Consider the following 25,411-nt stretch of genomic DNA (forward strand, 5'->3'; position numbering starts at 1 on the left):
TAAATATTACAGCTAAAGCTATAACATCAGAAATTTTATTTTATATATATAAAAAAAAATATTCCATTAATTAATTTATAAATTATAATAGATTTTAAGTGAAAAATTTTTTGCAAATGAAAAAAGTAAATCATGTGTAAATAATTTATAATTATTTATTTTACTATTTTATTTATAGAATTAACAATAGATTTTGCTTGTTAATTTTCTACAATTAAAGGTAATTTTGATTTATCATAAATTTTTTCTTTAAGTAATAAAACATATACTCCTGATTGTATTTTACTATATTATATACCTTATTATAGATAGTTTTATTAACTGATTCATAATAATTGATTAATACAATTAATAATCATTCGTTCTAAAATATACTAAATCTTGTAGTTATTTTTTTATGAAAAATTATTAATATTTTTATATATTTAATTATTTAATATTTAAACTATAATGCTTATTATGAACATTATTAAATATTGGTATTCAATAATATTGTTTATATTAGCGATCTTTTCTATTTCTTGTGATACAAAAGTTGTAGATATTAATGAAAAAGAAAATGTTAGTTTAATGAATAAAATTCTTAAAGAAAAAGAATTACAAGAACTAAAAGAATATGAAAAAAAATTAGATAACAAATATAAATCATTAAGAAAAAAAGATCCTAAATATATAAATGAATTTGATAAATTAGACTCTGAATTCTTCTTAAATATAAAATTAAAAAATTTAAAAGAAAAAATGAGTAATATTTCAGATAATCTAAATATAGATAAATATATATTTGAATATGATGAAAAAATAGATAGATATAAAAATAATATAAAAAGAAAAATAGTATAAAATAAAAATTACAATAATATAATATAAAAATCAATTATTAGATTATTTCATAAATTCAATAAAAAATATATAAAAAAATCCATAATTAATAAAATAATTTAAATATAAATTTTAAAAATTAATGATTACTTTACTTGTTAATATATTATGTTATGAAAGAAAAAACTTTTCGAGAAGTTATAGCTGAAGCAATGAGTGAAGAAATGAGAATTGATAAATCTATTTTTTTAATGGGAGAAGAAGTTGCTCAATATAATGGAGCTTATAAAGCATCTAAAGGAATGTTACATGAATTTGGACCAAAAAGAGTTATTGATACACCTATATCAGAATTAGCTTTTTCTGGTATAGGAATTGGAGCTTCTATGAATGGATGCAGGCCAATTATAGAATTTATGACATTTAATTTTTCTTTAATGGCCATGGACCAAATTATTAATAATGCTGCAAAAATAAGATATATGAGTGGAGGACAATGGAATATACCAATTGTTTTTAGAGGGCCTACAGGCTCTGCAGGACAATTAGGTGCTACACATTCTCAATCATTTGAAAATTGGTTTGCTAATTGTCCTGGATTAAAAGTAGTTATCCCATGTAATCCATATGATGCAAAAGGTTTATTAAAATCTTCTATAAGAGATAATAATCCTGTAATTTTTATGGAATCTGAACAAATGTATGGAGATAAAATGATGATACCAGAAAAAGAGTATACTATTCCTATAGGAAAAGCAGAAATTAAAAAAAAAGGAAAAGATGTAAGTTTAGTTTCTTTTGGAAAAATTATGAAAATTGCATTATCAGTCTCTAAAAAGTTAGAGAAAGAAGAAAATATTAGTGTAGAAGTAATAGATCTTCAAACTATACGTCCTTTAGATTATAATTCTATTATTGATTCTGTAAAAAAAACTAATAGACTAGTTATATTAGAAGAATCATGGCCGTTTTCTTCTATTTCATCTGAAATATCATTTTTTGTACAAAAAAAAGCTTTTGATTACCTTGATTCTCCTATTAATAGAATAACTTTATTAGATACTCCAGCACCTTATTCTTCTGAATTGATAAAATCATGGTTTCCAAATGAAAAGAAAATAATAAAATCTATAAAAGAAACATTATACATTTTTTAAAAAATAGACTGAACTATTTGATATATATTTTCAGGTTTATCCATAGTATAATAATGTATAACTTCTACTCCAGAATTTCTCAGCTCTTTAGATTGATTAATAGACCATTCTATTCCAATATGGAAAACATTTTTTTTATTTTTTGTTTTTTCAATTTCTTTTACTAATTCATTTGGAATACTTAAATAAAATTTAGATGGTAAACTATTCAAATGTTGTATAGATGATATTGGTTTTATTCCAGGAATAATAGGAACAGAAATTCCTTCTATTCTACATTTTTCTACAAAAGAAAAATATTTTTTATTATCAAAAAACATTTGAGTTACTATATAATTTGCTCCTGCTTCTACTTTCTTTTTTAAGAAAAATAAATCACTCTCTATATTTGGAGCTTCTAAATGTTTTTCTGGATATCCAGCTACACCTATACAAAAATCAAATATAGGTGATTCTTTTTTATTTGTATTATTGTTATCAATAAAATTTTTATCAATATATATTCCTGAATTTAAATTTTTTACCTGTTTTACAAGATCTACAGCATATTTATGCCCATCTTTTTTTGCAAAAAATTTATTTTCATGTTTAATAGGATCACCTCTAAGGACTAAAACGTTATCTATTCCTAAAAAATTTAAATCTATTAGAGCATTTTCTGTCATTTGTTTATTAAATCCTCCACATATAAGATGTGGAACTGCATCTACTTTATATTTATTCATAATTGCAGAACAAATTCCTACTGTTCCTGGACGTTTTGATATTTTTTTTCTCTGTAATAATCCATTTCCTTTATCTATATATACAAATTCTTCACGATGATAAGTTACATCAATAAAAGGAGGATTAAATTCCATTAATGGATCTAACGTTGAAAAAATATCTTTGATATCATTTCCTCTAATTGGAGGTAAAATTTCAAATGAAAATAAACTTTTTTTTGCTTTTGATATATGTTCTGTAACTTTCATAAAAAAGTTTTTATTTAATACTTTTAAATCCTGTATAAGGAATTAAAACTTTAGGAATGTTAATTTTATCTTTAGTTTGATAATTTTCTAATATAGATATCAAAATTCTGGGTAAGGCTAAAGAACTACCATTAAGTGTATGACAATATCCTATTTCTTTATTATTACTTTTTTTATACTTAATATTTAATCTATTAGACTGAAAATCAGTGCAATTTGAAACAGAACTTACTTCTAACCATTTTTTTTGAGCTATAGAATATACTTCAAAATCATATGTTATTGAAGATGAATACCCAAGATCTGATGCTTTTAACCGTATAATACGAAAAGGTAATTCTAATGAAATTAGAATATTTTTTATATGTATAATCATATCATTTAAATTTTTAGAAGAATATATTGGTAGTGTAATTTGAATTATTTCAACTTTATCAAATTGATGTATTCTATTTAATCCTCTTACTTTAGACCCATAAGATCCAGATTCTCTTCTAAAACATGATGTGTATGTAGTTGCCTTTATAGGAAGATCAAAATCCTTGAATATTTTATTTCTGTAACAATTCATAAGAGGAATTTCACCAGTAGGAATAAGATATAAATTATCTTTTTCCATAAAATACATTTGATTTTCTTTATCAGGAATTTGTCCGGTATAATATCCAGATTTTTCATTTATAATATAAGGAAGATTATATTCTTTATATGAAGCTTTTACATTTTGATCTAAAAAATATTGTATTAAACTTCTTTGTAATTTTGCACATTTATCTATATATACAGGAAATCCTGATCCACATATATTTGATCCTAATTTTAAATCAAATAAATTAAATTTTTTTGATAATTCCCAATGAGGTAATGGTTCCTTTATTACATTTTTTGTTTTTCCTTTTTGGATAATAATATCAATATTTTTAGATGTTATATTTAAACTTTTATCTGGTATATTTGGAATATTACTTAATTTTTTTCTTAATATAAAAATTATTTTTTTTAATTTAACATTAACATCTTTTCTTTTATTTTTTAATAAAGTAGATTTTTTTTTCAATAATTCTATATGATATAAATTTTTATCTTTAAATAAAATTTTAGATATTTTTTTAGAAATAATATTTTCTTTTTCTAAAAGTTTATTTATAATATTTTGATTTTTTCTCTTTTTATCATCTAACAATAATATTTCATCAATTAGATGTAATTCACTAAAATTACGTTTTCTTAATCCTGATAATATTATTTCTTTGTTTTTTCTTATAAAAGAAATTTGAAACATTATTTTTATTTAAGTTATTATTATAAAATACAGAATAAAATATTTTTATATTTGTTAAGTATTATGAAACTAGTTTACAAAAATAAACCAAAAAGAAAATTTGGGCAATATTTTTTAAAAGATAAAAATATAGCTAAAAAAATTGTAAATAATCTTTCTTTTAAAAATTATTCCACTGTAGTAGAAGTTGGACCAGGGTTAGGAATTTTAACTAAATATTTAATAGAAATAATGAATAAAAAAAAATTAATTAATAATCTAATTCTTATAGAAATAGATAAAGATTTAATCTCTTTTTTAAGAAAATTTATTATTATTTCTAATAATAAAATTATACACAAAGATTTTCTAAAATGGAATCCAAAAAAAATGTTATTACATAATTTTGCAATAATTGGTAATTTTCCATATAATATTTCATCAAGAATAATGTTTCATATTATAAAATATAGTGAACATATACCAGAATGTGTTGGAATGATTCAAAAAGAAGTTGCTGAACGTATTATTTCAAATAAAGGAAAAAAAAATGGAATACTATCTATTTTAATACAAATGTTTTTTGATGTAAAATATTTATTTACAGTAAAAAATACTGTTTTTTATCCTACATCAAAAGTGGATTCAGCTGTAATTTACTTAAAAAGAAAAAAAAATAAAATAACAGATATAAAAAAAAATTTTTTATTTCAATGTGTTAAAAAAGCTTTTAGTCAAAGAAGAAAAAAAATAAAAAATTCTCTATACTTATTTGATAATAATAAATCAAGTATTTATAAAATACCATTTTTAAATAAAAGAGCAGAAGAATTATCTGTTAAAGATTTTATTCAACTAGCAAAATCAATAGAAAAAATTAAAAATAATGACTAAAATATTAAATGGAAATCAATTAGCAAATGAAATAAAAAAAGAAATTGTTGAAGATATTAAAGAAAAAATATTAAAAAAAAATAAACGTTTTCCTCATTTAGGTATTATTTTAACAGGAAATAATTATTCTAGTATTAAATATGTAAATAATAAAATAAAAGAATGTAAAAATATTGGATTTAAATATACATTGATACATCTTCCTAAAGATAGTTCAGAAAAAGAAATATTAAATGAAATTAATAATATGAATAAAAATCCAATGATAGATGGATTTATTATACAATTACCATTAGAAAAACATGTAAATAAAAATAAAATAATATCATCTATTGACCCTAAAAAAGATGTTGATGGATTTCATCCAGAAAATATAGGAAAAATGATTTTAGAAATGGATAGTTTTTTTCCTGCTACAGCTTTGGGAATAATAACTATGTTGGAAAAATATAATATCCAAATAAAAGGAAAACATTCAGTTGTAATTGGAAGAAGTATAATAGTAGGAAAACCTATAAGTATTTTATTGAGTAGAAATAATTTAATTGGAAATAGTACTGTAACTATTGCTCATAGCAAAACTCCTAATATAATATATCATACAAAAAAAGCTGATATTATTGTAGTTGCAGTTGGTATTCCAAAATTTGTTACAGGAGAAATGATAAAAAATGGATCAATTATTATTGATGTAGGAATTAATAATATTAACGAAACAGTAATAGTTGGAGATGTAGATTTTAAAAGTGTTTATGGAAAAGCAGCTTTTGTTACTCCTGTTCCAGGAGGAGTTGGTCCTATGACTAGAATTATGTTATTAAAAAATACATTAAAAGCTGCATTAAATAATAGATGAAAAATATAAAATATAATATACTATTCTATTTGACATTTATCTTCCTTAATAATAATTATAAAAAAACACATTAATTTTTAATACTTTTATAATAAAATTAACTAAGTAATAATATTTATATAATAACACAATTTTTAAAAAATAAAGTAGTATGAATTAATAAAATAAATAATTAAGAATTTTTATATCTATTTTCCAATATATTAATAATATCTTGTATACAAAATTTTTTATAATGTAATAAAATTAAATAATGAAATAAAAGATCTGCAGATTCATTCAAAAAAAATTCATTATTATTATCTTTAGATTCTATAATAAGTTCTATAGATTCTTCTCCTAATTTTTGAGATATTCTATTTATTCCTTGTTTTGATAATTTATATATATAAGACTCATTTCCACCATGTTTAAAACGTTTTGATATTAATTTTTCTAAAAATAAAAGGAAATTATTTGTATTTGATTCTTTCCAGCATGTATCTGTATTTTTATGACATACTGGTCCATTAGGTTCTACTTTTATTAACAATGAATCTCCATCACAATCAATTAATATTTTTTTTATGAAAAGATAATTACCACTTGTTTCTCCTTTTGTCCATAATCTATTTTTTGATCTACTATAAAAAGTGACTTTTTTTTCAAAAATACTTTTTTTATAAGCTTCTTTATTCATAAATCCTAACATTAATACTACATTTGTTTTTATATCTTGAATTATAGTAGGAATTAATCCATTATTAAAACAAATTTTATTATTATTACATATAAATTTTTTATGCATTTTTTATTAAAATTTATGTTATATCCTAACAGGAATATTATGATTATTTAAATATTTTTTTAAAATTGGAATCTCTATTTCTTTATAATGAAAAATACTAGCAGCCAAAGCAGCATCAGCTTTTCCATTTTTAAATATATTATAAAAATCTTTTAAACAACCAGCTCCTCCTGATGCAATTACTGGAATAGATACTTTTTCAGAAATTTTTTTAGTAATATCAAAAGCAAATCCATTTTTTGTTCCATCATGATTCATAGAAGTTAGTAATATTTCTCCTGCACCAAGACTCTCACCCATTTTTGCCCAATCTAAAGCTTTAACTTTAGTTGGAATTCTTCCTCCATTTAAATATACCCACCATATATCATTTTCGTATTTAGTATCAATAGCTAAAACTATACATTGACTACCAAATCTTTTAGAAAGGATTTTTAATAGTTTTGGATTTTTAAAAGCTGCAGTATTTACAGATATTTTATCTGCTCCAGATTGTAATAAAATTTCTACATCATCTTCTTTACTAATTCCTCCTCCAACAGTAAAAGGTATATTAATATAATAAGAAATTTTTTTAACTAAATTAACCAATATTTTTCTTTTTTCGTTTGTTGCTGTAATATCTAAAAATACTATTTCATCTGCACCTTGTTTTGTATACCAACAAACTAATTCTATTGGATTTCCAGCATCTTTTAAAAATTGAAATTTTCTTCCTTTTACTGTTCTTCCATTTTTTATATCTAAACAAGGTATGATTCTTTTAGTTAACATATTATATTTTTTAATTAAGTTTTTTAATATCAGAAAATGATATTTTTTTTTCATAAAAAGATTTACCTATTATTACTCCATAACAACCCATATCTATCAATTTTTTTATATCTTTTATATTACTAATACCTCCACTAGCAATTAATTTTATACCAGGAAATTTTTCCAAAATTTTTTCATATAAAGTAAAAGATGGTCCAGATAAAGATCCATCTTTGGATATATCTGTACAAAATACATTTTTTATTCCATGAATTATTTTTTCTTTTAAAAAATTTAAAATATGTATATCATGATATTTTATCCATCCACTAGTTACTATATTATAATTTTTTACATCTGCTCCCAATATTATTTTATCATTTCCATAAATACTAATTAATTTTTTTAATAACATAGGATAATTTACTGCAATAGTTCCAATAGAAACCATACTAGCGCCATTTTCAAATGCAATTTTTACATCATTTTCTTTATTAATACCTCCACTAAAATCTACAATTAGATCAGTTTTTTTAGTTATATTTTCTAATATTTTCCAATGTACTACTTTACCTTTTTTAGCTCCATCTAAATCTACTAAATGAAGCCTTGATATTCCATTATCTTCTAATAATAAAGCTATATCTAAAGGATTATTATTATAAATTTTTTTTTTTGAAAAATCTCCTTTTGTCAATCTAACACATTTACCATTTATAATATCTATAGCAATTATAATATTATTTATATAATTGTTTTTCATAATTATAACAACATTTTATATTTTTAGTCTAATAAAATTTTCTAATATTTTATGTCCTACATAAGAAGATTTTTCAGGATGAAATTGTACTGCAAAAAAGTTATTTTTTTGTATTGCAGAACTATAATCAATTATATATCTAGTTTTAGATATAGTATATTTTCCTAATGAAACATAATATCCATGAACAAAATATTGATAACTATTATTAGGTATTTTATCAAATAAAGGTCCTTTTAAATCATATATTGTATTCCATCCAACTTGAGGTACTTTGTTATCATTTGTATGATTAAACTTTTTAACTAATAGATTAAAAATTCCAATACAATTGGTATTACTCTCTTCTGAAAATTTACAAAGCAATTGCATTCCTAAGCATATTCCTAATACTGGTTGTTTTAATTTAGGTAAAATTATATCTAATTTTTTTTTTCTTAAATACCTCATTGCAAAACTAGCTTCACCAACACCAGGAAGTATAATTTTTTCTGCATTTTGAATAGATTCTAAAGAATCTGTTATTACTGCTTTTATTCCAATTCTTTCTAATGAAAAAAGAACTGATTGTATATTTACTGTTGGATATTTTATAATAATTATTTTCATAAATTTTAATTTTTAATTATAATATTCCTTTAGAACTAAAAATTCTATTATCATTAGATTTATTTATTGCCATTTTTATAGCTCTAGCAAAACATTTAAAAATAGATTCTATTTTATGATGTTCATTTTTACCAACAGAATAAATATATATATTACATTTTGCGGATGAACAAAAAGATTTAAAAAAATGATAAAACATTTCTGTAGGAATATTACCAATTCTTTCTCTATAAAATTTAGTTTTCCATAATAATTTTTCTCTACCTCCTAAATCTAATACAACTTTAGATAAACAATCATCCATTGTAAGCATATAAAATCCATAACGTTCTATTCCTATTTTATTTAAAGATTGGTTAAAAATTTCTCCTAAAGAAATTCCGCTATCTTCTATTGTATGATGCTCATCTACATATAGATCTCCTTTAACATTAATATAAAGATCCATAAGGCTATGAACTGATATTTGTTGAAGTAAATGATCAAAAAAACCAATTCCCGTATTAATATTATATTTTCCACTTCCATAAATAGAAAGAGAAATTTCTACATTAGTTTCTAATGTTTTTCGTTTATATGTTAAATATTTTTTTTTATTAATATTAAATAAATAATTATATATATCCTTCCAATTATCAGTTTTTAAAGATATTTCATTATTAATAACATTTTTATTTATTTTGGAAAAATAATATTTTTCTTCTTCTGTAAAATCTTCATAATGACGATTTTTTTTTCTTATCCATATAGATTTACATCCTATATTTTTTGCTAATAATACATCTGTTAACCTATCTCCTATAACAAATGAATCAGTAATATTATAGTTAAATTTATTATCTAAATATGATTTTAACATTGCAATACCAGGTTTTCTAGTATCAGATTTTTCTTCTTTAAATGTTTTATCTATATGAATAGAAGAAAAAATAATTCCTTCTGATTTTAATATATTTAAAATATGATTATGTATAATAAAAAAATTTTTTTCTGGAAATTTTTCAGTACCTAATCCATCTTGATTTGATACCATTACTAAATCATAATTTAATTTTCTTGATATTTTTGATAAAAAATATATAACCCTTGGATAAAAAATTAATTTTTCTATAGAATCTATTTGATAATTATTAGAACTTTCTTCTATTATAGTCCCATCTCTATCTATAAATAGTATTTTTTTTTTCATCTATACATTTTTTTAAAAAAATTTTTAATATTTTTTATTAAAAACTTATTTTCTTTTTTTGTTCCAATTGTAATCCTTAAACAATGATTACATAATATTATTTTTGATCTATCTCTAACAATAATTTTTTTTTTAACCAAATAGTTATATAATTTTTTAGAATAATTTTTAACTTTTATAAGAATAAAATTAGCTGAACTAGGATATATTTTATTTATATAAGATATTTTTTTAAATTCATTTATCACATAATTTCTTTCTATAAGAATATTTTTTAAGTTACATAAAAATAAATTTTTATTTTCAAGAGCATTTAGTGCTATTTTTTGAGATGTTTCACTTATATTATATGGATTTTTTATTTTATTCATCCAATTAATAATTTCTTTTGAAGCAATTCCTATCCCTATTCTTATTCCGGCTAATCCCCAAGATTTTGATAATGTTTGTAATATAACAAGATTAGGATATTTTTCAATTTTTTTAGAAAAAGATTCTTTATTAGAAAAATCTATATATGCTTCATCTAAAATTACAATACCAGAAAATCTATTTATAATGTTTATTATATATTCTTCTTTTATATCATTTCCTGTTGGATTATTTGGTGAACAAATAAATATAATTTTACTATATTTATCAATAATATTTTCTAATTTATTTAAATTTATTTGATAATCCTCTTTATTTAAAGGAATACTTCTAACATCTACTCCATGAATTTTTCCCATTATTTCGTACATACCATATGTAGGAGGAAATATAATTGAATTATCTATATTTGGATATGAAAATATTCTATATACTAAATCTATAATTTCATCACTTCCATTTCCTAAAAAAATATTAGAAGTAGAAATTTTTTTTATTTTTGATATTTTATTTTTTAATTTTCTTTGAAAAGGATCAGGATATCTATTATAAAAATTTTTTTCGCATAAAGTAGATCCAAATGAATTTTCATTTGCATCTAAAAATGTTATAATATCTTTGTTTTTTTTATTATCATAATTATTATATTCAATTCTTGCGGAACTATATGGATTTAATTTTACAATATTTTTTCTTATCAATGATAATAAATTAAATTTTAACATAGCAATTATTTTTTATTAATTTGATTTATTCTTTTATTCTAATGTTAACAGAATTTTTATGCGCAAATAATCCTTCTTCTGAAGATAATGAATTAATACAGTACGATAAATTTTTTAATCCATTTTTAGATAATTTTTGAAATGTTATGTTTTTTAAAAAACTATTTAAAGATACTCCACTATAAGATTTTGCAAATCCATTAGTAGGCAATACATGATTAGTTCCAGTTGCATAATCTCCAGCGCTCACTGGAGAATAATTTCCTAAAAATACAGAACCAGCATTTATAACTTTATTACTCCAATATAAATCATCATTACAATTAATAATTAGATGTTCTGGTGCAATATGATTTGATAAATTAAAACAATCATTCAAAGAAGGTAAAATTATTATTTTACTATTTTTTATAGATTTATTTAAAATGTTTTTTTTTTCTTTCAAAGAAAGATATTTTTGTTCTATGTTTATTTTAACCATTTTCACCCAGTCAATTTTATTTGTAGTAATTATTATAGCAAAACTTTTTGGATCATGTTCTAATTGTGATAATAAATCGTGTACAACATAATCAGGATCTGCTATATTATCAGCTATAATAACAACTTCAGAAGGACCTGCAGGAACATCTATGGATACATTTGTTTTTTGAGTAATAATTTGTTTAGCTTTAGTTACGTAAGAATTTCCTGGACCAAATATTTTGTATACAGATGGAATACTTTTAGTTCCATAAGCCATAGCTGCAATAGCTTGTGCCCCTCCTACTTTATATATCCTATTTATTCCTAAAAATTTTGCTGTATATAAAATAGAAGGATGAACCTCTCCATTATTATTTGGTGGAGTACATAAAATTATATTTTTACATCCAGATAATTTTCCTGGTATACCCAACATTAAAACCGTAGATAATAAAGGAGCATTTCCTCCAGGTATATATAATCCAATTTTATCTATTGGTACATTTTTAATCCAACAAAATACATCTTTAGAAGTTTCTATTATTAATTCTTTTTTTTTCTGTTTTTTATGAAATTTTTTTATGTTGTAATATGATATTTTAATAGATTTTTTTAAATCTTTTGATATATTTTTTTCAGATTTATTAAATTCTTTTTCAGTAACCAAAAAATTGTCTATGTTAACATGATCATATTTTCTAGTGTAATTTTTCAAAGCTTCATCTCCATATTTTTTAACATTATTTATAATAGAATTAACTGATTGTATTAATATTTTGTTATCTGTTAATAATAATCTATTATCTGAAATAGATTTTAATACGTCATTAAATGACGGATTAATATATATTTTAATCATTATTTATAGTATAATTTTTTCTATTGGTAGTACTAAAATATCTTGAGCTCCAAGTGATTTTAAATTCTCCACAATTCCCCAAAAATCATTTTCATTTACAACTGAATGTACAGAACTACACTCTGAATTTGCTAATGGCAATATAACTGGACTTTTAATTCCAGGAAGATAAGATATTATCTTTTCTAATCTATCATTAGGAACATTAAGTAAAATATATTTATTATTTTTTGCTTTTTTAACTGCTCTTATCCTAAATAATAATTTATCCATTATTATATTTTTTGAATATATTAAATTAATGTTAGACGCTAATACAGCTTCAGATTGAAGAATTGTTTCTACTTCTTTTAATCCATTCATAAATAATGTGGATCCACTACTAACTAAATCACAAATGCAATCAGCTAATCCTATTCCAGGAGCAATTTCTACTGCTCCTGATATTTCATGTATATCAGCATTAATACTTTTTTTTATAAAAAATTCTTTAATTAAAAATGGATAACTTGTGGCAATTCTTTTTCCATTTAAATCATTTAATCTTTTATAAGATAATGACTTAGGAACTGCTATAGATAATCTACATTTTCCAAATCCTAAAGTTTCTTTGATTTTTACTTTTTTTCTTTTTTCTAATAATACGTTTTTTCCTACAATTCCTATATCAGCTACTCCATCTTCTAAATATTGAGGTATATCATCATCTCTTAAAAATAATACTTCCAAAGGAAAATTAAGCGCAGTTGTTTTTAATTTATCTATTCCTATATTAATTTCAATACTACAATCTTTCAATAATTTAATTGAGTCGTCATAAAGACGTCCTGACTTTTGAATAGCTATTTTAAGTTTATCCATATTTTAGGAGAAAAAATAACAAAAGCTTACTTTTGTAAGCTTTTTATGTATTTGTTTTTTTTAAAAAAATTTACGGTTTAGGCAAATATAAAAACAATTTTGAACATTTTATAATTCACTTATTAAGTTGTTAAATTAAATAGAAAATTATGAAAATTATTAGTTATAATGTAAATGGAATTAGATCTGTAATAAATAAGGGATTTGTTAATTGGATAAATAAAAATAATCCAGATATTATATGTTTACAAGAAATAAAAGCTTATTCTAATCAAATAAATACTTCTATTTTTGATCATATAGGATATAATCATTATTGGCATTCTTCAAAAAGAAAAGGATATAGTGGTGTTGGAATATTAACCAAAGAAAAACCAATAAATATAAAATATGGAATTGATATAGATATTATAGATAAAGAAGGAAGAATATTGCGTATTGATTTAAAAAATAGTAAAATATCAGTTATTAGTGTTTATATTCCTTCTGGATCATATATAAAAAATAGATTGGAATTTAAATTTTTTTTTATGGATAAATTTTTTTCTCATATAAAAAAAATAAATAAAAAAATAAAAAATTTGATTATTTGTGGAGATTATAATATATGTCATAATGATATAGATATTTATAATCCTAATGAAAAAATTTCTGGATTTTTACCAGATGAAAGAATTTGGATAGATAATTTTATATATAAACTAAGTTTTATAGATAGTTTTAGAAATTATACAAAATCAGGAGGTCATTATAGTTGGTGGAATTATAGATATAATTGTAGAAATAATAATAAAGGATGGAGGATTGATTATATTATGGTTAGCAAATTTTTAAAAAAAAGAATGAAAAATTCATATATGTTATCAAATATAAAATATTCGGATCATTGTCCAATTGTTTTAGAAATTGATTAATATTTATCATGTATTATAATAATGACCTGACTGGGATTCGAACCCAGGACCCTTACATTAAAAGTGTAATGCTCTACCAGCTGAGCTATCAGGTCTATAGTTAATTTGCTAAATAAATTTGTAAAATTAAAAATAATATTATGTTATGATAACAAATATACTATATTTTTTATCTTTTTTATGAAAATTACTTTAATAGGATATATGGGCTGTGGAAAAACTACTATCGGAAAAAATTTATCTAAAAAATTAAATTATAAATTTTATGATTTGGATGATATTATTATAAAATATAAAAATAATTCAATTGAGAATATTTTTAATATATATGGTGAATCATATTTTAGAAAATTGGAAAATTTTTTACTAAAAAATTTTTTAAAAAAAAATATAAATCAATGGATTTTATCTGTTGGTGGAGGTAGTCCCTGTTTTTATAACAATATTTATTTATTAAACAAATTTTCAAAAACTATTTATCTAAAATCGGATAGTTATACTTTATTAAAAAGATTAATTTTAGAAAAAAAAAATAGACCTTTAATATCTAATCTAGATAATGTTAGTTTATTTAAGTTTATTATAAATTCTTTATCAAGAAGAATATTTTTTTATGAAAAATCTTATAAAAAAATTATTATAAAAAATAAATGTATAAATGAAATAATACAGGATATTATAAATTCATTAGATTTGAATAAATATTAATGATAAAATAATGAAACATATTTATTATAATTATGATGATAATGATGTTATGATGAATATTAGAAATTTTTTTTCATTTAATAAATTTAAAATTAATAAACTAGGAGTAGCTGTTAGTGGTGGAATAGATAGTATAGTTTTACTTCATATATTAATGAATATTTACAATAATAATATAGAAGTAATTCATTGCAATTTTAATTTAAGAAAACCTGATTCAGATAAAGATGAATTTTTTATAAAAAAATTTTGTGAAAAAAAAAACATAATATATCGTATTAAAAGTTTTAATGTTATTGATTATAAAAAAAAAAATAATAAATTGTCTATACAAATGATAACCAGGAAATTAAGATATGATTGGTTTAATAAATTATTAAATAAAAATTTTTACGATTTTATTGCATTAGGACATCATTTTAATGATTCAATTGAAACTTTTTTTATTAATTTTTTTCGTGGAACAGGTATAAAGGGATTATTAGGAATTCCTAACAAAAATGAAAGATTTATACGTCCTCTTTTTAATTTAAAAAAAAAAGATATAATTTTTTATGCAAAAAAAAATAAAATTAAATGGAGGATAGATAAAAGTAATAAACATAATTATTATTTAAGAAATAAAATACGTACAAAATTATGTTCATCTATATCAAATTTTTTTCCAAATTTTTATAAAGGAATAAAAAAAAGTATGAATATATTTTATGAAGAAAGTATACTTATAGATAAGTATATAAATAATTTATATCATGAAATTACAATATATAAAAAAATTGATCCATTCATATGGAAAATAAATAATGAAAAAATTAAAAAATTAAATCCTTTATACTTACACTTATTTAAAATATTTTATCCATATGGATTTTGTAGTATTAATAACTTAAAAAATATACTATATTCAAAAACAGGAAAACATTTATTTTCAAAAGAATATTGTATTTTTAAAGATAGAAATAATTTAATTATAACAAAAAAAAAATATTTAATTGAAAATAAAAATAAAATATTTTATATTTCTAATATAAATAATATTAATATTCCAATAAAAATTGATTTTTATCTTATTTCTTACAAAAAATTTGATCATAATTATAAAAAATATTATGAAAATAATTTTTTTTTAATAGATTTTAAAAAAATACAATTTCCTTTATCATTAAGGATTTGGAATCACGGAGATTTTTTTTATCCATTTGGAATGAATAAAAAAAAGAAAATAAGTAAATATTATAAAGATAATAAATTTTCTTTTTTAAAAAAACAACAAACATGGTTATTAATAAATAATAATAATGATATTATTTTAATTGTAAAAAATTGTATAGATAATAGGTATAAAATAGATGAAAAAACCAATGAAATTCTTATTGTAAAATGTTAATATTCACATAAAAAAAATAGATAATATAAAATAAAAATATTTTTTTATGATAAAAATGCATAATTTTAATGCAGGACTTTCTGTATTACCCAATGAAGTTTTTAAAAAATCTACTGAATATATATTAAATTTTAATCATTCTGGATTATCTTTATTAGAAATATCTCATCTAAGTATAGATTTTTTAGATCTAAAAGATAAAACTATAAATTTAATAAGATCTATTTTAAATATAGAATATAGACTACGATAATTATTATATATTATTTTTACAAGCAGGTACTACATTACAATTTTCAATGATTACATATAATTTAATGAATAAAAAATCTTCTTATTTAGATACAAAATTATGGGAAAGTAAAGCTATAAAAGAGGTAAAAATATTTGGAAAAATAAAAATTTCATTAAAATATTAATATATCAAATAATGTAGATTATTTCCACTGTACATCTAATAATACTATTATCGGATCACAAATAAAAAATTTTCCAAAAACTAATATACCAATAATTTGTGATATGTCTTCAAACATTTTTAGTAGAAAATTAGACTTTAATCGTTTTAGTTTAATTTATGCATCTGCACAAAAAAATATTAGTTCATCATAAATGACTTTAATTATTATTAAAAAAAATATAATTATAAAATATACAAAGAAATATTATTCCATGAAATATTATTCCATCTTATATGTCTTATAGAGTACACATAAAAAATTAATGGAATTATCTATTTATATTTACTATGCTAATATTATAATGTATAATTAAAAAAGGAGTATTATCTAAAATAGAAAAATATAATGAATTTAAAACTAAATTATTATATAAATAAATAGATAGGAATTATTTATTTGAAAAAAAAATTTATAAAGAAAATTTGATAAAATGTGTAAAGAAGAAAATATAATAGTATTAAATGGTCATATATTTATAGGAAGGTATATAGCAAGTATATATAATGCTTTATCATTAAACAGTATAAAACTTTTAATTGACATAATGAAAGAATTTGAAAATAAATTTATATGATAAGAAAAAATTTTATTTATATAAAAAATTTAATTCCAAAAAATGTAAAAATATTAGTTGTTTCAAAAAATCAAAGTATTTTATCTATAAAAAATCTTTATCAAATAGGACAAAGAGATTTTGGAGAAAATTATGTTCAAGAAATAATTAAAAAATACGATAAACTACCAAAAGATATTCGTTGGCATATGATTGGAAGAATACAAAGCAACAAATTAAAATATATAGTTCCTTTTATTTATTTAATTCATAGCATTCAAAAAATTAAACATATAGAAATTATTAATAATATAGGATTTAAATATAATAAAATTATTAAATGTCTAATTCAAATACGTATTTCTAATGAAATAAATAAATCCGGAGTTTCTGATAAAGAAGCAGATAAATTAGCATTTTTTAGTAAAAAAATGAAAAATGTAAAAATAATTGGATTAATGGGAATGTCCTCGTTTAAAAACATGAAGGAAGTAAATAATGAATTTATGTATTTAAATAATATATATAATATTCATAAAAAAAAATATTCATATAATGTTCTTTCTATGGGAATGAGTAGAGATTTTAAATTAGCAATTAAACATGGAAGTACAATTATACGTTTAGGAAACATAATATTTAATAAATAATATTTTAAAAAACAATAGATTTTATATAGTTTTCTATACTTTCTTTTAATTTATTATATTTAATAGATTTAATAAAAGAACTTCCAATTATACAACCATTTGCATATTTACATGATAAATAATAAGTTTTTTTATTATTTATTCCAAATCCAATCAATTTTGGAACTTTTTTTACAGAAGAAGATATGTGGTTAATTTTTTTAAAAAAAGATATTTGTTCTTCTCCAAAAGAAATACTATTTCCCGTTGTAGAATTGGATGATACCAAATATAAAAAACTATCAGTTATATTACTTATCATAGATATTCTAGATATATCTGTTTGTGGAGTTATTAAAAATATCATAGATACTGAATATTTTTTAAACATTATTTGATATTTTTTTATGAAAATATCTATTGGAAGATCAGGAAATATTAATCCCGATATATTTATATCATGACATTTTTTCAAAAACTTTTCACATCCAAATTTATAAAATTGATTGAAATATCCCATTAGTATAATTGGTTTATCTAAAGTATTTTTTATTTTTTCTATTTGTGAAAATAATAATGAAATGTTCATTCCATTTTTTAATGATATATAATTACTATTTTGTATAATTATACCATCAGCTAATGGATCGGAATAAGGAATTCCTATTTCAATTAAATCTACATTATTAATATTTTGTAATATACGTATTATTTCAGTAGTACTATTTATTGTAGGAAATCCTGCGGTAAAATAAATACATAATATATTTTTATTTTTTGTTTTAAATAATTTGTATATTTTGTTTTTCATTTTATATTATAAAATTTATTGTAAACATCAATATCTTTATCTCCTCTACCAGATATAGTTATAACAACTACATCATTTTTATTAAAAGATATTTTTTTTAATATAGATAATGCATGTGCACTTTCTAATGCTGGGAGTATTCCTTCTAAATTAATTAATTCATATCCTGCTTTTAGTGCTTCATTATCTGTAGAACACATAAATTTTACACGTTTTTTAACAAATAAATTTGCATGCATTGGTCCTATTCCAGGATAATCTAATCCTGGTGAGATAGAATAAGCAGGTAAAACCTGTCCATCTATATTTTGTAACATATAAGTCATACTTCCATGTAATATTCCTATTGATCCACAATGTATAGATGCAGAATTTTTATTTGTTTTAATTCCTAATCCAGCAGCTTCTACTGCTATAAGTTTTACTAATTTATTATCTAAAAAATGATAAAAAGAACCTGCTGCATTACTACCTCCTCCTATGCAACAAATTACATAATTAGGATATAAATAACCATTTTTTTCTATTTGAATTTTTATTTCTTTACTTATAACTGACTGTAAATCAGCAACCATTTGAGGATAAGGATGAGGGCCTACAGTAGATCCTATTAAATAATAACTTTTAATATTATTAATCCAATAACGGATAGATTCATTTACTGCATCTTTTAAAGTTTTTTCACCGCTAGAAACAGGTATTATTTTTGCTTTTAATGTTTTCATTTTAATAACATTAGATAATTGACGTTTCATATCTGTTTCTCCCATGAAAATAATACATTCTAAATTCATTAATGCACAGGTAGTTGCAACAGCTATTCCATGTTGACCTGCTCCTGTTTCTGCTATTATTTTTTTTTTACCTAATATTGTAGCTAGTAATGCTTGTCCTATTGTATTATTAATTTTATGTGATCCTGTATGATTTAAATCTTCTCTTTTAAAAAAAATATTTGCTCCATATTTTTCAGAATATTTTCTAGAAAATAATAATGGAGTAGGTCTACCTACATAATCATGTAATATTTTTTTATACGAATTTTGAAATTCTTTACTATTTATAATAGATTTATAATTATTTTGTAATTCTTTTATATTTTTGTATAACATTTCTGGGATAAATGCTCCACCAAAATCTCCATAAAATCCATTATCATTAACAAAATATTTCATATTTCTCTAATTTTTTTCATAAATTCTTTTAACATTTGTTTATTTTTTTTACCAGGATATAATTCAAACTTACTATTTATATCAATACCAAAAATTTTTGAATGATAAAATTTTTTTATTTTTTTTAAATCTTTTATACCAATACCTCCACTTAAAAAAAATGGAGTTGTAAAATTATATTCTTGAAGTTTTTCCCATCTAAATTTTTTTCCACTTCCTCCATTATTATCAAATAAAAAATAAGAACAAAAAGGCACATAATTTAAAGTTTTTTTCATTGAAAATAAATCATTTACCTTAAAACTTTTAATAATTTTTACTTTTTTTTTGAATAAAAATTCACATACATAAGGAGATTCATTTCCATGTAATTGAACATAATCTAATTTTTTTTCAATATAAATTTTAAAAATATTTTTTGGATTTTCATTTACAAAAATACCTGTTTTAATAGGTTTATTTTTTAATAGTGGTATAAAAAAATTATAACCAACAAATCTTGGAGATTTAGAATAAAAAATGAATCCAATAAAATCAGGATTTAATTCTGATATTTCTTTTACATCATATTTTATTCCACATATTTTTATTTTTAAATTTTTATAATTCATTTTTGTTCTTTTCTATATAAAGAATCCATAAAAATTTTACATTTTTTTGCTGGATTTTTAGATTTCATAAAATATTCACCAATTAAAAAACCTTTAAATCCTATTTTTTTAAGTTTAATAACATATTCTATACTATTTATACCACTTTCTGCTATTTTTATGTATTTATTTGGAATTTTTGAAAATAGTTCTACGCAATTATTTTTAATAACTTTAAACGATTTTAAATCTCTATTGTTTACACCTACAAAATCTATATTTTCAGTAATTTTTTCTATTTCATTTTCTTTATGTATTTCGAGAATAACTTCTAATCCAATAGATTTTGCGATATTAGATAAATTTTGAATATCATTTTTAGATAAAAAATACGCAATTAATAAAATAACATCTGATCCTATTGATTTAGATTCAATTATTTGATATTCATCAATTATAAAATCTTTTCTTAATATAGGTATGTTTATTAAATTTCTGATTTTTTTTATATTATTAATATGTCCAGAAAAAAAATCAAAATCTGTTAGAATAGATATTCCACTTACTTTTGAAAGTTCATATCCTTTAACAACATCTTCTAAAAACGAACAATTATTTATAATTCCATTAGAAGGAGATTTTGATTTAAATTCAGCAATTATTCCATATTTATTTTTTTTAATATTCTTTCTTAAAGAAATAGTTTTTCTATTAAAAAAAGAACTATACTTTAATTTATCTATTGGATTATTAACTTTTTTTTTTTGTATTTCTTTTTTTTTTGAAAAAATAATTTTTTCCAAAATATCATTTATCATAAATTTAATAGTTTTTTAAGTACATTTTTTGCTTTTCCACTTTCTAAAGAATGTCTTGCTTTATTATAATTGTATTTAAAGTCATTATTATTAATTAAATTTAATGCAAATGTAGCATTTGTTAATACTATTTCATTTTGAGCTGTTGTTCCTTTTCCAGATAAAATATCCAAAAATATCTTAATATTTTCCTGTATACTATTTCCTCCTTTTAAATCCTTTATATTTACATTAACATTATTTTTATTCAATTCTTTAACTGAAAAAAAATTTTCTCCCTTATTAGTGTAACATTTTACATTACTTGTAAGTGTTATTTCATCATAACCATCTACACTATGAATTATAGTATAATTATTTTTTTTATATTGATATATATAATGATATATTCTTGCTACATTTAAATTATTTACTCCTAATAAAATATTTCTTGGATTGCATGGATTTAACATTGGTCCTAGTAAATTAAAAATAGTTTTTACTTCTAAATTTTTTCGATAAATAGATATTTTTTTTAAAAAATGATGAAAAATAGGAGCATGTAAATAACATATTCCAGTTTTATTTAATTGATTTTTTAAATTTTTTTTTTTATTAGTAAACTTAAACCCTAATCCTTTTAATATATTTGATGCCCCTGTTATAGATGAAGAGCCATAATTACCATGTTTTATAACTTTACCTCCAGCACCTGCTACAATAAAACACGCTATTGTAGAAATATTAAATGTATTTTTATCACCTCCTGTTCCAACTATATCAATTGCATTTTTTTCTTCAAGATCTATATTAATTGATAATTCTCGCATAGCTTGATAAAATCCTACTATCTCATTTATAGTAGGATTTCTCATATTATAAATTGATATTATAGCTATTATTTTATAATCATTTATATTTCCATTCGACATATCTATAATTAATTTTCTAGATTCATCTTTTGTCAATGTTTTTTTTAAAAAAAGATTTTCCAATATTTTTTTACTCATATTTTTTATATATTCAACCAATTATGTATTATTTTTTCTCCATACGGAGTTAAAATAGATTCTGGATGAAATTGTACTCCGCGTACATCATAAAATTTATGACGTAAAGCCATGATTTCTCCTTTTTCTCCAACAGCAGTAATTTGAAGTTCTTTAGGAAAATCTTGTGAAGATATTATCCATGAATGATAACGTCCAACTTGAATATTTTTTGGAATCTTTTTAAAAATTATTTCCTCTGAATCTATTATTTTTATTGAACTAGAAACTCCATGACATACATCTTTTATGTTAAAAAGAGTAGCTCCAAATACTTCTCCTATAGCTTGTTGTCCTAAACATACTCCAAAAATACTTTTAGTAGAAGCAAAAGTACTAATCAATGGTTTTAATATATGAGCTTCGTTAGGAATCCCAGGTCCAGGAGATAATATTATTTTATTATATTTTTCTACATCTGATAGTTCTATTTCGTTATTTCTAAATACTTTTACAAAATTTTTTGTTAATTTTTTTACTGTGTATACTAAATTATAAGTAAAAGAATCATAATTATCTAAAATTAATATTTTATTCATATATTTTTAGCTAATTCTATAGACTTAAATAAAGCTATAAGTTTATTATTCACTTCTTCTAATTCTTTTTTTTCTTCTGAATTAGCAACAATACCTGCACCAGCTTGAAAAAATAAGGTATTATTTTTACTTACAAAAGATCGTATTATAATAGCAGTATTAACAAAAGAATTGTTTAACCCAAAAAAACCAATAGCTCCTCCATATAATCCTCTATTTTGATTTTCTATTTTATCAATTAATTCCATGGCTTTATATTTAGGAGCTCCAGATAATGTTCCTGATGGAAACGTATCTCCAAATATTTTAATATTTGATATATTTTCGTCTATTTTTCCAGATACTTTTGATACCATATGTAATACATGAGAAAATGTATGAATTTTTTTAAATTCTTCTACTTTTACATTAGTTGAATTTTTACTTAAATCGTTTCTGGCTAAATCAACTAACATTACATGTTCGGAATTTTCTTTTGGATCTTTTAAAAGACTATCAGAAAGTTTTTTATCTTTATCATAATTTTGTTTACTTGATCTTTTAATTGTTCCTGCTATAGGGTTAATATAAGCAATTTTATTACATATAACTAATTGTGATTCAGGTGATGATCCAAATATTTTGTAATATCCATAATCAAAATAAAATAAATATGGAGATGGATTTATAAATCTTAAAGCTCTATATACATTAAATTCATCGCCATTAAATCTTTGTCTAAATTGTCTAGATAATACTATTTGAAACACATCTCCACGCAAACATGAATTTATTCCCTTATTTACCATTTTTTTATATTCATTATCTGTAACATTAGAAGTTCTATTTCCTAATGGGTTAAATGGAAAATAAACAGGAGTTTTTTTTTCAATCAATTCTGTAAGTTGATCTATATAACTTATTTTATCAATATTAAAAAATTGATGTTCAACTACACTTATTTCATTATAAAAATGATGAAACAAAATTATATTTTTATAAAAACTAAAACGTATTTGTGGTAAATTATAATTTTTTTTTACTGAAGAATAAAATTTAATATTTTCGAAATATTGAATACTATCATATGATATATACCCATATAATCCTGTATATTTAAAATTAATACTATTATTTTGTATAAATTTTTTGAAAAAATCTTCAATTAATTTACTAATACTAAATTTATTATCTATAAAAATATGTTTGTGTATATTATTTGGATATGATATTTTTAATATATCTTTTTCCAAAATTAATTCTGAAACTGGATTTATACACAAGATAGATAAATTACTCTTATTATTATTTAAATTATGATTATGATTAGGTAATTCTAATATTAATATATTTGGAAAAATATCTCTTAATATTAAATATAATTCTACAGGAGTGATACTATCATTTAAAATTTTTTTTTGAATAGTTTTAAAATTAAATTTCAACATGATTTCATGGTATTTTATCTTTTATAATTATAATAAAAAAAAATGGCCGTTGTTTATAAAACAACAAGCCTTTCGAAAATAAAACTTAATGATTTTGGAATTGTTTATATTAAAAATAGATTTTTTTTGTATGTTTTTCAATGTTTATTGATTGAATCAATTATAAAACATAAAACAAAACAAATAAAATCACAAATGAAGATTATTGAATTGTACTAATGTACTAAAAAATAATAAAGTTTATTTTCATTGTAATTCTTATAGAAATTATAATTAATTATTATATAAATAATCAATAAATTATAAAAAAGTATGCTACAAAACAAACAAATATACAAATATTTTTTTGTGTACATAATTTATTTTATAAAAAATAAATTTTTATTATAATAAAATATAAAATCATAACGACAAAAAAAATATATTAAATAAAAAACTTAAATATTTATTAATAAAATAAAAAATTATTATATTATTATTATATTATTTTATTGCCTTATGTCAAGATAAGAGATTAAGATAAGCAGTAAATAAATATAAGCAACATTCAACATTATAATCAACATTATAATTATAAAATTAAGAAACATTTATATAGATGTATCCTGACAAATTAAAATATACAAAGAATCATGAATGGATAAAATTGATTCATAATAATAATAAAAAAGAATTAATCAAAAATAGTTCTGCTTCTGCACATGTGGGAATAACTTTTTTTGCTCAAAAAGAATTAGGAGATATTATATTTCTTGATATAAGTAAATCACTTATAGGAAATAAAAAAAAACAGGGAGAAACATTTGGAACAATAGAAGCAGTTAAAACTGTATCGGATTTATTTATGCCTGTTTCAGGAAAAATAATAAATATTAATAACGAATTAGTTAGTAAACCAGAATTGGTTAATAAAGATTCTTATAAATATTGGGTTATTAAAATTGAAATTTCAAATATTGAAGAATATAATAGACTTATGTCTAAAGAAGAATACGAAAAGTATTTCAAATCTTGAAAATAA

General features: G+C 20.6%; 28 protein-coding genes and 1 tRNA gene. 11 read left to right on the forward strand and 18 right to left on the reverse strand.

The annotated features are described in order from the left end of the window. Positions 1–459 precede the first annotated feature (459 nt). Positions 460–843 (forward strand): hypothetical protein, encoded by a 384-nt coding sequence (locus H0H39_RS00895; RefSeq protein WP_185877519.1) that lies wholly within the window; start codon positions 460–462, stop codon positions 841–843. A gap of 152 nt (positions 844–995) precedes the next feature. Further along, the gene (locus tag H0H39_RS00900) at positions 996–1,979 is read left to right on the forward strand and encodes a pyruvate dehydrogenase complex E1 component subunit beta (protein WP_185877520.1); all 984 of its coding nucleotides are present in this window, start codon (positions 996–998) and stop codon (positions 1,977–1,979) included. Here the strand turns inward: H0H39_RS00900 and metF are convergent. Next, positions 1,976–2,953 carry a methylenetetrahydrofolate reductase [NAD(P)H] gene (gene metF / locus H0H39_RS00905; protein WP_185877521.1) on the reverse strand — a complete coding sequence of 326 codons (978 nt, stop codon included), beginning with the start codon at positions 2,951–2,953 and terminating at the stop codon, positions 1,976–1,978. The genes H0H39_RS00900 and metF overlap by 4 nt on opposite strands. Before the next feature lie 10 nt (positions 2,954–2,963). Next, positions 2,964–4,235 carry a serine--tRNA ligase gene (gene serS / locus H0H39_RS00910; RefSeq protein WP_185877522.1) on the reverse strand — a complete coding sequence of 424 codons (1,272 nt, stop codon included), beginning with the start codon at positions 4,233–4,235 and terminating at the stop codon, positions 2,964–2,966. A gap of 63 nt (positions 4,236–4,298) precedes the next feature. On the opposite strand from serS, the gene rsmA reads away from it, so the two are divergent. Further along, the gene (gene rsmA, locus H0H39_RS00915; protein WP_185877523.1) at positions 4,299–5,108 is read left to right on the forward strand and encodes a 16S rRNA (adenine(1518)-N(6)/adenine(1519)-N(6))-dimethyltransferase RsmA; all 810 of its coding nucleotides are present in this window, start codon (positions 4,299–4,301) and stop codon (positions 5,106–5,108) included. Beyond that, entirely contained in the window at positions 5,101–5,964 is an 864-nt protein-coding gene (locus H0H39_RS00920; RefSeq protein WP_185877524.1) for a bifunctional 5,10-methylenetetrahydrofolate dehydrogenase/5,10-methenyltetrahydrofolate cyclohydrolase, read from the forward strand. Before rsmA ends, H0H39_RS00920 begins: the two co-directional genes overlap by 8 nt. A 172-nt stretch (positions 5,965–6,136) precedes the next feature. Here the strand turns inward: H0H39_RS00920 and hisIE are convergent, their stop codons facing one another. From hisIE to hisG, 8 genes are read right to left on the reverse strand one after another with little or no spacing between them, the layout of a single operon-like run. Beyond that, positions 6,137–6,751 (reverse strand): bifunctional phosphoribosyl-AMP cyclohydrolase/phosphoribosyl-ATP diphosphatase HisIE, encoded by a 615-nt coding sequence (gene hisIE / locus H0H39_RS00925; RefSeq protein ID WP_185877525.1) that lies wholly within the window; start codon positions 6,749–6,751, stop codon positions 6,137–6,139. An 18-nt stretch (positions 6,752–6,769) separates the two neighbouring features. Continuing rightward, positions 6,770–7,525 carry an imidazole glycerol phosphate synthase subunit HisF gene (gene hisF / locus H0H39_RS00930; protein WP_185877526.1) on the reverse strand — a complete coding sequence of 252 codons (756 nt, stop codon included), beginning with the start codon at positions 7,523–7,525 and terminating at the stop codon, positions 6,770–6,772. Between the two features lie 10 nt (positions 7,526–7,535). Continuing rightward, positions 7,536–8,270: a 1-(5-phosphoribosyl)-5-[(5-phosphoribosylamino)methylideneamino]imidazole-4-carboxamide isomerase gene (locus H0H39_RS00935; protein WP_185877527.1), complete on the reverse strand. Its 735-nt coding sequence runs from the start codon at positions 8,268–8,270 to the stop codon at positions 7,536–7,538. A 15-nt stretch (positions 8,271–8,285) separates the two neighbouring features. Continuing rightward, complete coding sequence (hisH, locus tag H0H39_RS00940) at positions 8,286–8,879, reverse strand: imidazole glycerol phosphate synthase subunit HisH (protein ID WP_185877528.1); 594 nt, start codon at positions 8,877–8,879, stop codon at positions 8,286–8,288. A 16-nt stretch (positions 8,880–8,895) separates the two neighbouring features. Continuing rightward, on the reverse strand, positions 8,896–10,068 hold the full coding sequence (gene hisB, locus H0H39_RS00945; RefSeq protein WP_185877529.1) for a bifunctional histidinol-phosphatase/imidazoleglycerol-phosphate dehydratase HisB: 1,173 nt from the start codon (positions 10,066–10,068) through the stop codon (positions 8,896–8,898). Then, entirely contained in the window at positions 10,065–11,165 is a 1,101-nt protein-coding gene (gene hisC, locus H0H39_RS00950; RefSeq protein WP_185877530.1) for a histidinol-phosphate transaminase, read from the reverse strand. Before hisC ends, hisB begins: the two co-directional genes overlap by 4 nt. Before the next feature lie 25 nt (positions 11,166–11,190). Further along, positions 11,191–12,489, reverse strand: coding sequence for a histidinol dehydrogenase (gene hisD / locus H0H39_RS00955; protein WP_185877531.1), 1,299 nt, complete (start codon positions 12,487–12,489; stop codon positions 11,191–11,193). Positions 12,490–12,492: 3 nt separating this feature from the next. Then, a complete protein-coding gene (gene hisG / locus H0H39_RS00960) occupies positions 12,493–13,350 on the reverse strand; it encodes an ATP phosphoribosyltransferase (RefSeq protein WP_185877532.1) in 858 nt (285 codons plus the stop codon). Positions 13,351–13,499: 149 nt separating this feature from the next. Here hisG and H0H39_RS00965 point away from each other — a divergent pair, with 149 nt between their 5' ends. Beyond that, entirely contained in the window at positions 13,500–14,264 is a 765-nt protein-coding gene (locus H0H39_RS00965) for an exodeoxyribonuclease III (RefSeq protein WP_185877533.1), read from the forward strand. Positions 14,265–14,286: 22 nt separating this feature from the next. Here the strand turns inward: H0H39_RS00965 and H0H39_RS00970 are convergent. Next, positions 14,287–14,359 (reverse strand) — tRNA-Lys (locus H0H39_RS00970). Between the two features lie 85 nt (positions 14,360–14,444). Here H0H39_RS00970 and H0H39_RS00975 point away from each other — a divergent pair. From H0H39_RS00975 to H0H39_RS00990, 5 genes are all read left to right on the forward strand, one after another. Next, the gene (locus H0H39_RS00975; RefSeq protein ID WP_185877534.1) at positions 14,445–14,972 is read left to right on the forward strand and encodes a shikimate kinase; all 528 of its coding nucleotides are present in this window, start codon (positions 14,445–14,447) and stop codon (positions 14,970–14,972) included. 10 nt (positions 14,973–14,982) lie between these two features. Next, the gene (gene tilS / locus H0H39_RS00980) at positions 14,983–16,359 is read left to right on the forward strand and encodes a tRNA lysidine(34) synthetase TilS (RefSeq protein WP_185877535.1); all 1,377 of its coding nucleotides are present in this window, start codon (positions 14,983–14,985) and stop codon (positions 16,357–16,359) included. A gap of 46 nt (positions 16,360–16,405) precedes the next feature. Next, positions 16,406–16,612 (forward strand): hypothetical protein, encoded by a 207-nt coding sequence (locus H0H39_RS02925; protein ID WP_238785660.1) that lies wholly within the window; start codon positions 16,406–16,408, stop codon positions 16,610–16,612. Between the two features lie 638 nt (positions 16,613–17,250). After that, positions 17,251–17,394 (forward strand): hypothetical protein, encoded by a 144-nt coding sequence (locus H0H39_RS02930; protein ID WP_238785661.1) that lies wholly within the window; start codon positions 17,251–17,253, stop codon positions 17,392–17,394. Further along, positions 17,391–18,023, forward strand: a complete 633-nt coding sequence (locus H0H39_RS00990) for a YggS family pyridoxal phosphate-dependent enzyme (RefSeq protein ID WP_185877536.1) — start codon at positions 17,391–17,393, stop codon at positions 18,021–18,023. Before H0H39_RS02930 ends, H0H39_RS00990 begins: the two co-directional genes overlap by 4 nt. Positions 18,024–18,027: 4 nt before the next feature. On the opposite strand, the gene trpA is transcribed toward H0H39_RS00990, so the two are convergent. Genes trpA through H0H39_RS01025 form a run of 7 tightly spaced genes read right to left on the reverse strand, consistent with a single transcriptional unit; the run spans position 18,028 to position 24,390 of the window. Further along, positions 18,028–18,813 carry a tryptophan synthase subunit alpha gene (gene trpA / locus H0H39_RS00995; protein ID WP_185877537.1) on the reverse strand — a complete coding sequence of 262 codons (786 nt, stop codon included), beginning with the start codon at positions 18,811–18,813 and terminating at the stop codon, positions 18,028–18,030. Next, positions 18,810–19,988 (reverse strand): tryptophan synthase subunit beta, encoded by a 1,179-nt coding sequence (trpB, locus tag H0H39_RS01000; protein WP_185877538.1) that lies wholly within the window; start codon positions 19,986–19,988, stop codon positions 18,810–18,812. The genes trpA and trpB overlap by 4 nt, the downstream gene beginning before the upstream one ends. Then, positions 19,985–20,599, reverse strand: a complete 615-nt coding sequence (trpF, locus tag H0H39_RS01005; protein ID WP_185877539.1) for a phosphoribosylanthranilate isomerase — start codon at positions 20,597–20,599, stop codon at positions 19,985–19,987. Before trpF ends, trpB begins: the two co-directional genes overlap by 4 nt. Continuing rightward, positions 20,596–21,396 (reverse strand): indole-3-glycerol phosphate synthase TrpC, encoded by an 801-nt coding sequence (locus H0H39_RS01010; protein WP_185877540.1) that lies wholly within the window; start codon positions 21,394–21,396, stop codon positions 20,596–20,598. Before H0H39_RS01010 ends, trpF begins: the two co-directional genes overlap by 4 nt. Then, positions 21,393–22,385: an anthranilate phosphoribosyltransferase gene (gene trpD, locus H0H39_RS01015; RefSeq protein ID WP_185877541.1), complete on the reverse strand. Its 993-nt coding sequence runs from the start codon at positions 22,383–22,385 to the stop codon at positions 21,393–21,395. Before trpD ends, H0H39_RS01010 begins: the two co-directional genes overlap by 4 nt. 5 nt (positions 22,386–22,390) lie before the next feature. After that, entirely contained in the window at positions 22,391–22,963 is a 573-nt protein-coding gene (locus H0H39_RS01020; RefSeq protein ID WP_185877542.1) for an anthranilate synthase component II, read from the reverse strand. Further along, the gene (locus tag H0H39_RS01025; RefSeq protein ID WP_185877543.1) at positions 22,960–24,390 is read right to left on the reverse strand and encodes an anthranilate synthase component I family protein; all 1,431 of its coding nucleotides are present in this window, start codon (positions 24,388–24,390) and stop codon (positions 22,960–22,962) included. Before H0H39_RS01025 ends, H0H39_RS01020 begins: the two co-directional genes overlap by 4 nt. Positions 24,391–24,988: 598 nt before the next feature. On the opposite strand from H0H39_RS01025, the gene H0H39_RS01030 reads away from it, so the two are divergent. Next, positions 24,989–25,405: a glycine cleavage system protein H gene (locus H0H39_RS01030; protein WP_185877544.1), complete on the forward strand. Its 417-nt coding sequence runs from the start codon at positions 24,989–24,991 to the stop codon at positions 25,403–25,405. Positions 25,406–25,411 lie beyond the last annotated feature (6 nt).

The sequence above is a fragment of the Blattabacterium cuenoti genome, from assembly GCF_014252315.1.
Taxonomy (GTDB): Bacteria; Bacteroidota; Bacteroidia; order Flavobacteriales; family Blattabacteriaceae; genus Blattabacterium; species Blattabacterium cuenoti_AI.

Coding starts and splice junctions, on each gene's coding strand:
- H0H39_RS00900 (WP_185877520.1), top strand. CDS start 996: ATGAAAGAAAAAACTTTTCGAGAAGTTATAGCTGAAGCAATGAGTGAA.
- H0H39_RS00935 (WP_185877527.1), bottom strand. CDS start 8,270: ATGAAAAACAATTATATAAATAATATTATAATTGCTATAGATATTATA.
- hisF (WP_185877526.1), bottom strand. CDS start 7,525: ATGTTAACTAAAAGAATCATACCTTGTTTAGATATAAAAAATGGAAGA.
- H0H39_RS02930 (WP_238785661.1), top strand. CDS start 17,251: ATGTGTAAAGAAGAAAATATAATAGTATTAAATGGTCATATATTTATA.
- trpD (WP_185877541.1), bottom strand. CDS start 22,385: ATGAGTAAAAAAATATTGGAAAATCTTTTTTTAAAAAAAACATTGACA.
- H0H39_RS00965 (WP_185877533.1), top strand. CDS start 13,500: ATGAAAATTATTAGTTATAATGTAAATGGAATTAGATCTGTAATAAAT.
- trpB (WP_185877538.1), bottom strand. CDS start 19,988: ATGAAATATTTTGTTAATGATAATGGATTTTATGGAGATTTTGGTGGA.
- hisD (WP_185877531.1), bottom strand. CDS start 12,489: ATGATTAAAATATATATTAATCCGTCATTTAATGACGTATTAAAATCT.
- H0H39_RS00975 (WP_185877534.1), top strand. CDS start 14,445: ATGAAAATTACTTTAATAGGATATATGGGCTGTGGAAAAACTACTATC.
- H0H39_RS01030 (WP_185877544.1), top strand. CDS start 24,989: ATGTATCCTGACAAATTAAAATATACAAAGAATCATGAATGGATAAAA.
- H0H39_RS02925 (WP_238785660.1), top strand. CDS start 16,406: ATGATAAAAATGCATAATTTTAATGCAGGACTTTCTGTATTACCCAAT.
- H0H39_RS00920 (WP_185877524.1), top strand. CDS start 5,101: ATGACTAAAATATTAAATGGAAATCAATTAGCAAATGAAATAAAAAAA.
- H0H39_RS01010 (WP_185877540.1), bottom strand. CDS start 21,396: ATGATAAATGATATTTTGGAAAAAATTATTTTTTCAAAAAAAAAAGAA.
- H0H39_RS01025 (WP_185877543.1), bottom strand. CDS start 24,390: ATGTTGAAATTTAATTTTAAAACTATTCAAAAAAAAATTTTAAATGAT.
- H0H39_RS00895 (WP_185877519.1), top strand. CDS start 460: ATGAACATTATTAAATATTGGTATTCAATAATATTGTTTATATTAGCG.
- tilS (WP_185877535.1), top strand. CDS start 14,983: ATGAAACATATTTATTATAATTATGATGATAATGATGTTATGATGAAT.
- H0H39_RS01020 (WP_185877542.1), bottom strand. CDS start 22,963: ATGAATAAAATATTAATTTTAGATAATTATGATTCTTTTACTTATAAT.
- H0H39_RS00990 (WP_185877536.1), top strand. CDS start 17,391: ATGATAAGAAAAAATTTTATTTATATAAAAAATTTAATTCCAAAAAAT.
- serS (WP_185877522.1), bottom strand. CDS start 4,235: ATGTTTCAAATTTCTTTTATAAGAAAAAACAAAGAAATAATATTATCA.
- hisB (WP_185877529.1), bottom strand. CDS start 10,068: ATGAAAAAAAAAATACTATTTATAGATAGAGATGGGACTATAATAGAA.
- metF (WP_185877521.1), bottom strand. CDS start 2,953: ATGAAAGTTACAGAACATATATCAAAAGCAAAAAAAAGTTTATTTTCA.
- hisIE (WP_185877525.1), bottom strand. CDS start 6,751: ATGCATAAAAAATTTATATGTAATAATAATAAAATTTGTTTTAATAAT.
- hisH (WP_185877528.1), bottom strand. CDS start 8,879: ATGAAAATAATTATTATAAAATATCCAACAGTAAATATACAATCAGTT.
- rsmA (WP_185877523.1), top strand. CDS start 4,299: ATGAAACTAGTTTACAAAAATAAACCAAAAAGAAAATTTGGGCAATAT.
- trpA (WP_185877537.1), bottom strand. CDS start 18,813: ATGAAAAACAAAATATACAAATTATTTAAAACAAAAAATAAAAATATA.
- hisG (WP_185877532.1), bottom strand. CDS start 13,350: ATGGATAAACTTAAAATAGCTATTCAAAAGTCAGGACGTCTTTATGAC.
- trpF (WP_185877539.1), bottom strand. CDS start 20,599: ATGAATTATAAAAATTTAAAAATAAAAATATGTGGAATAAAATATGAT.
- hisC (WP_185877530.1), bottom strand. CDS start 11,165: ATGTTAAAATTTAATTTATTATCATTGATAAGAAAAAATATTGTAAAA.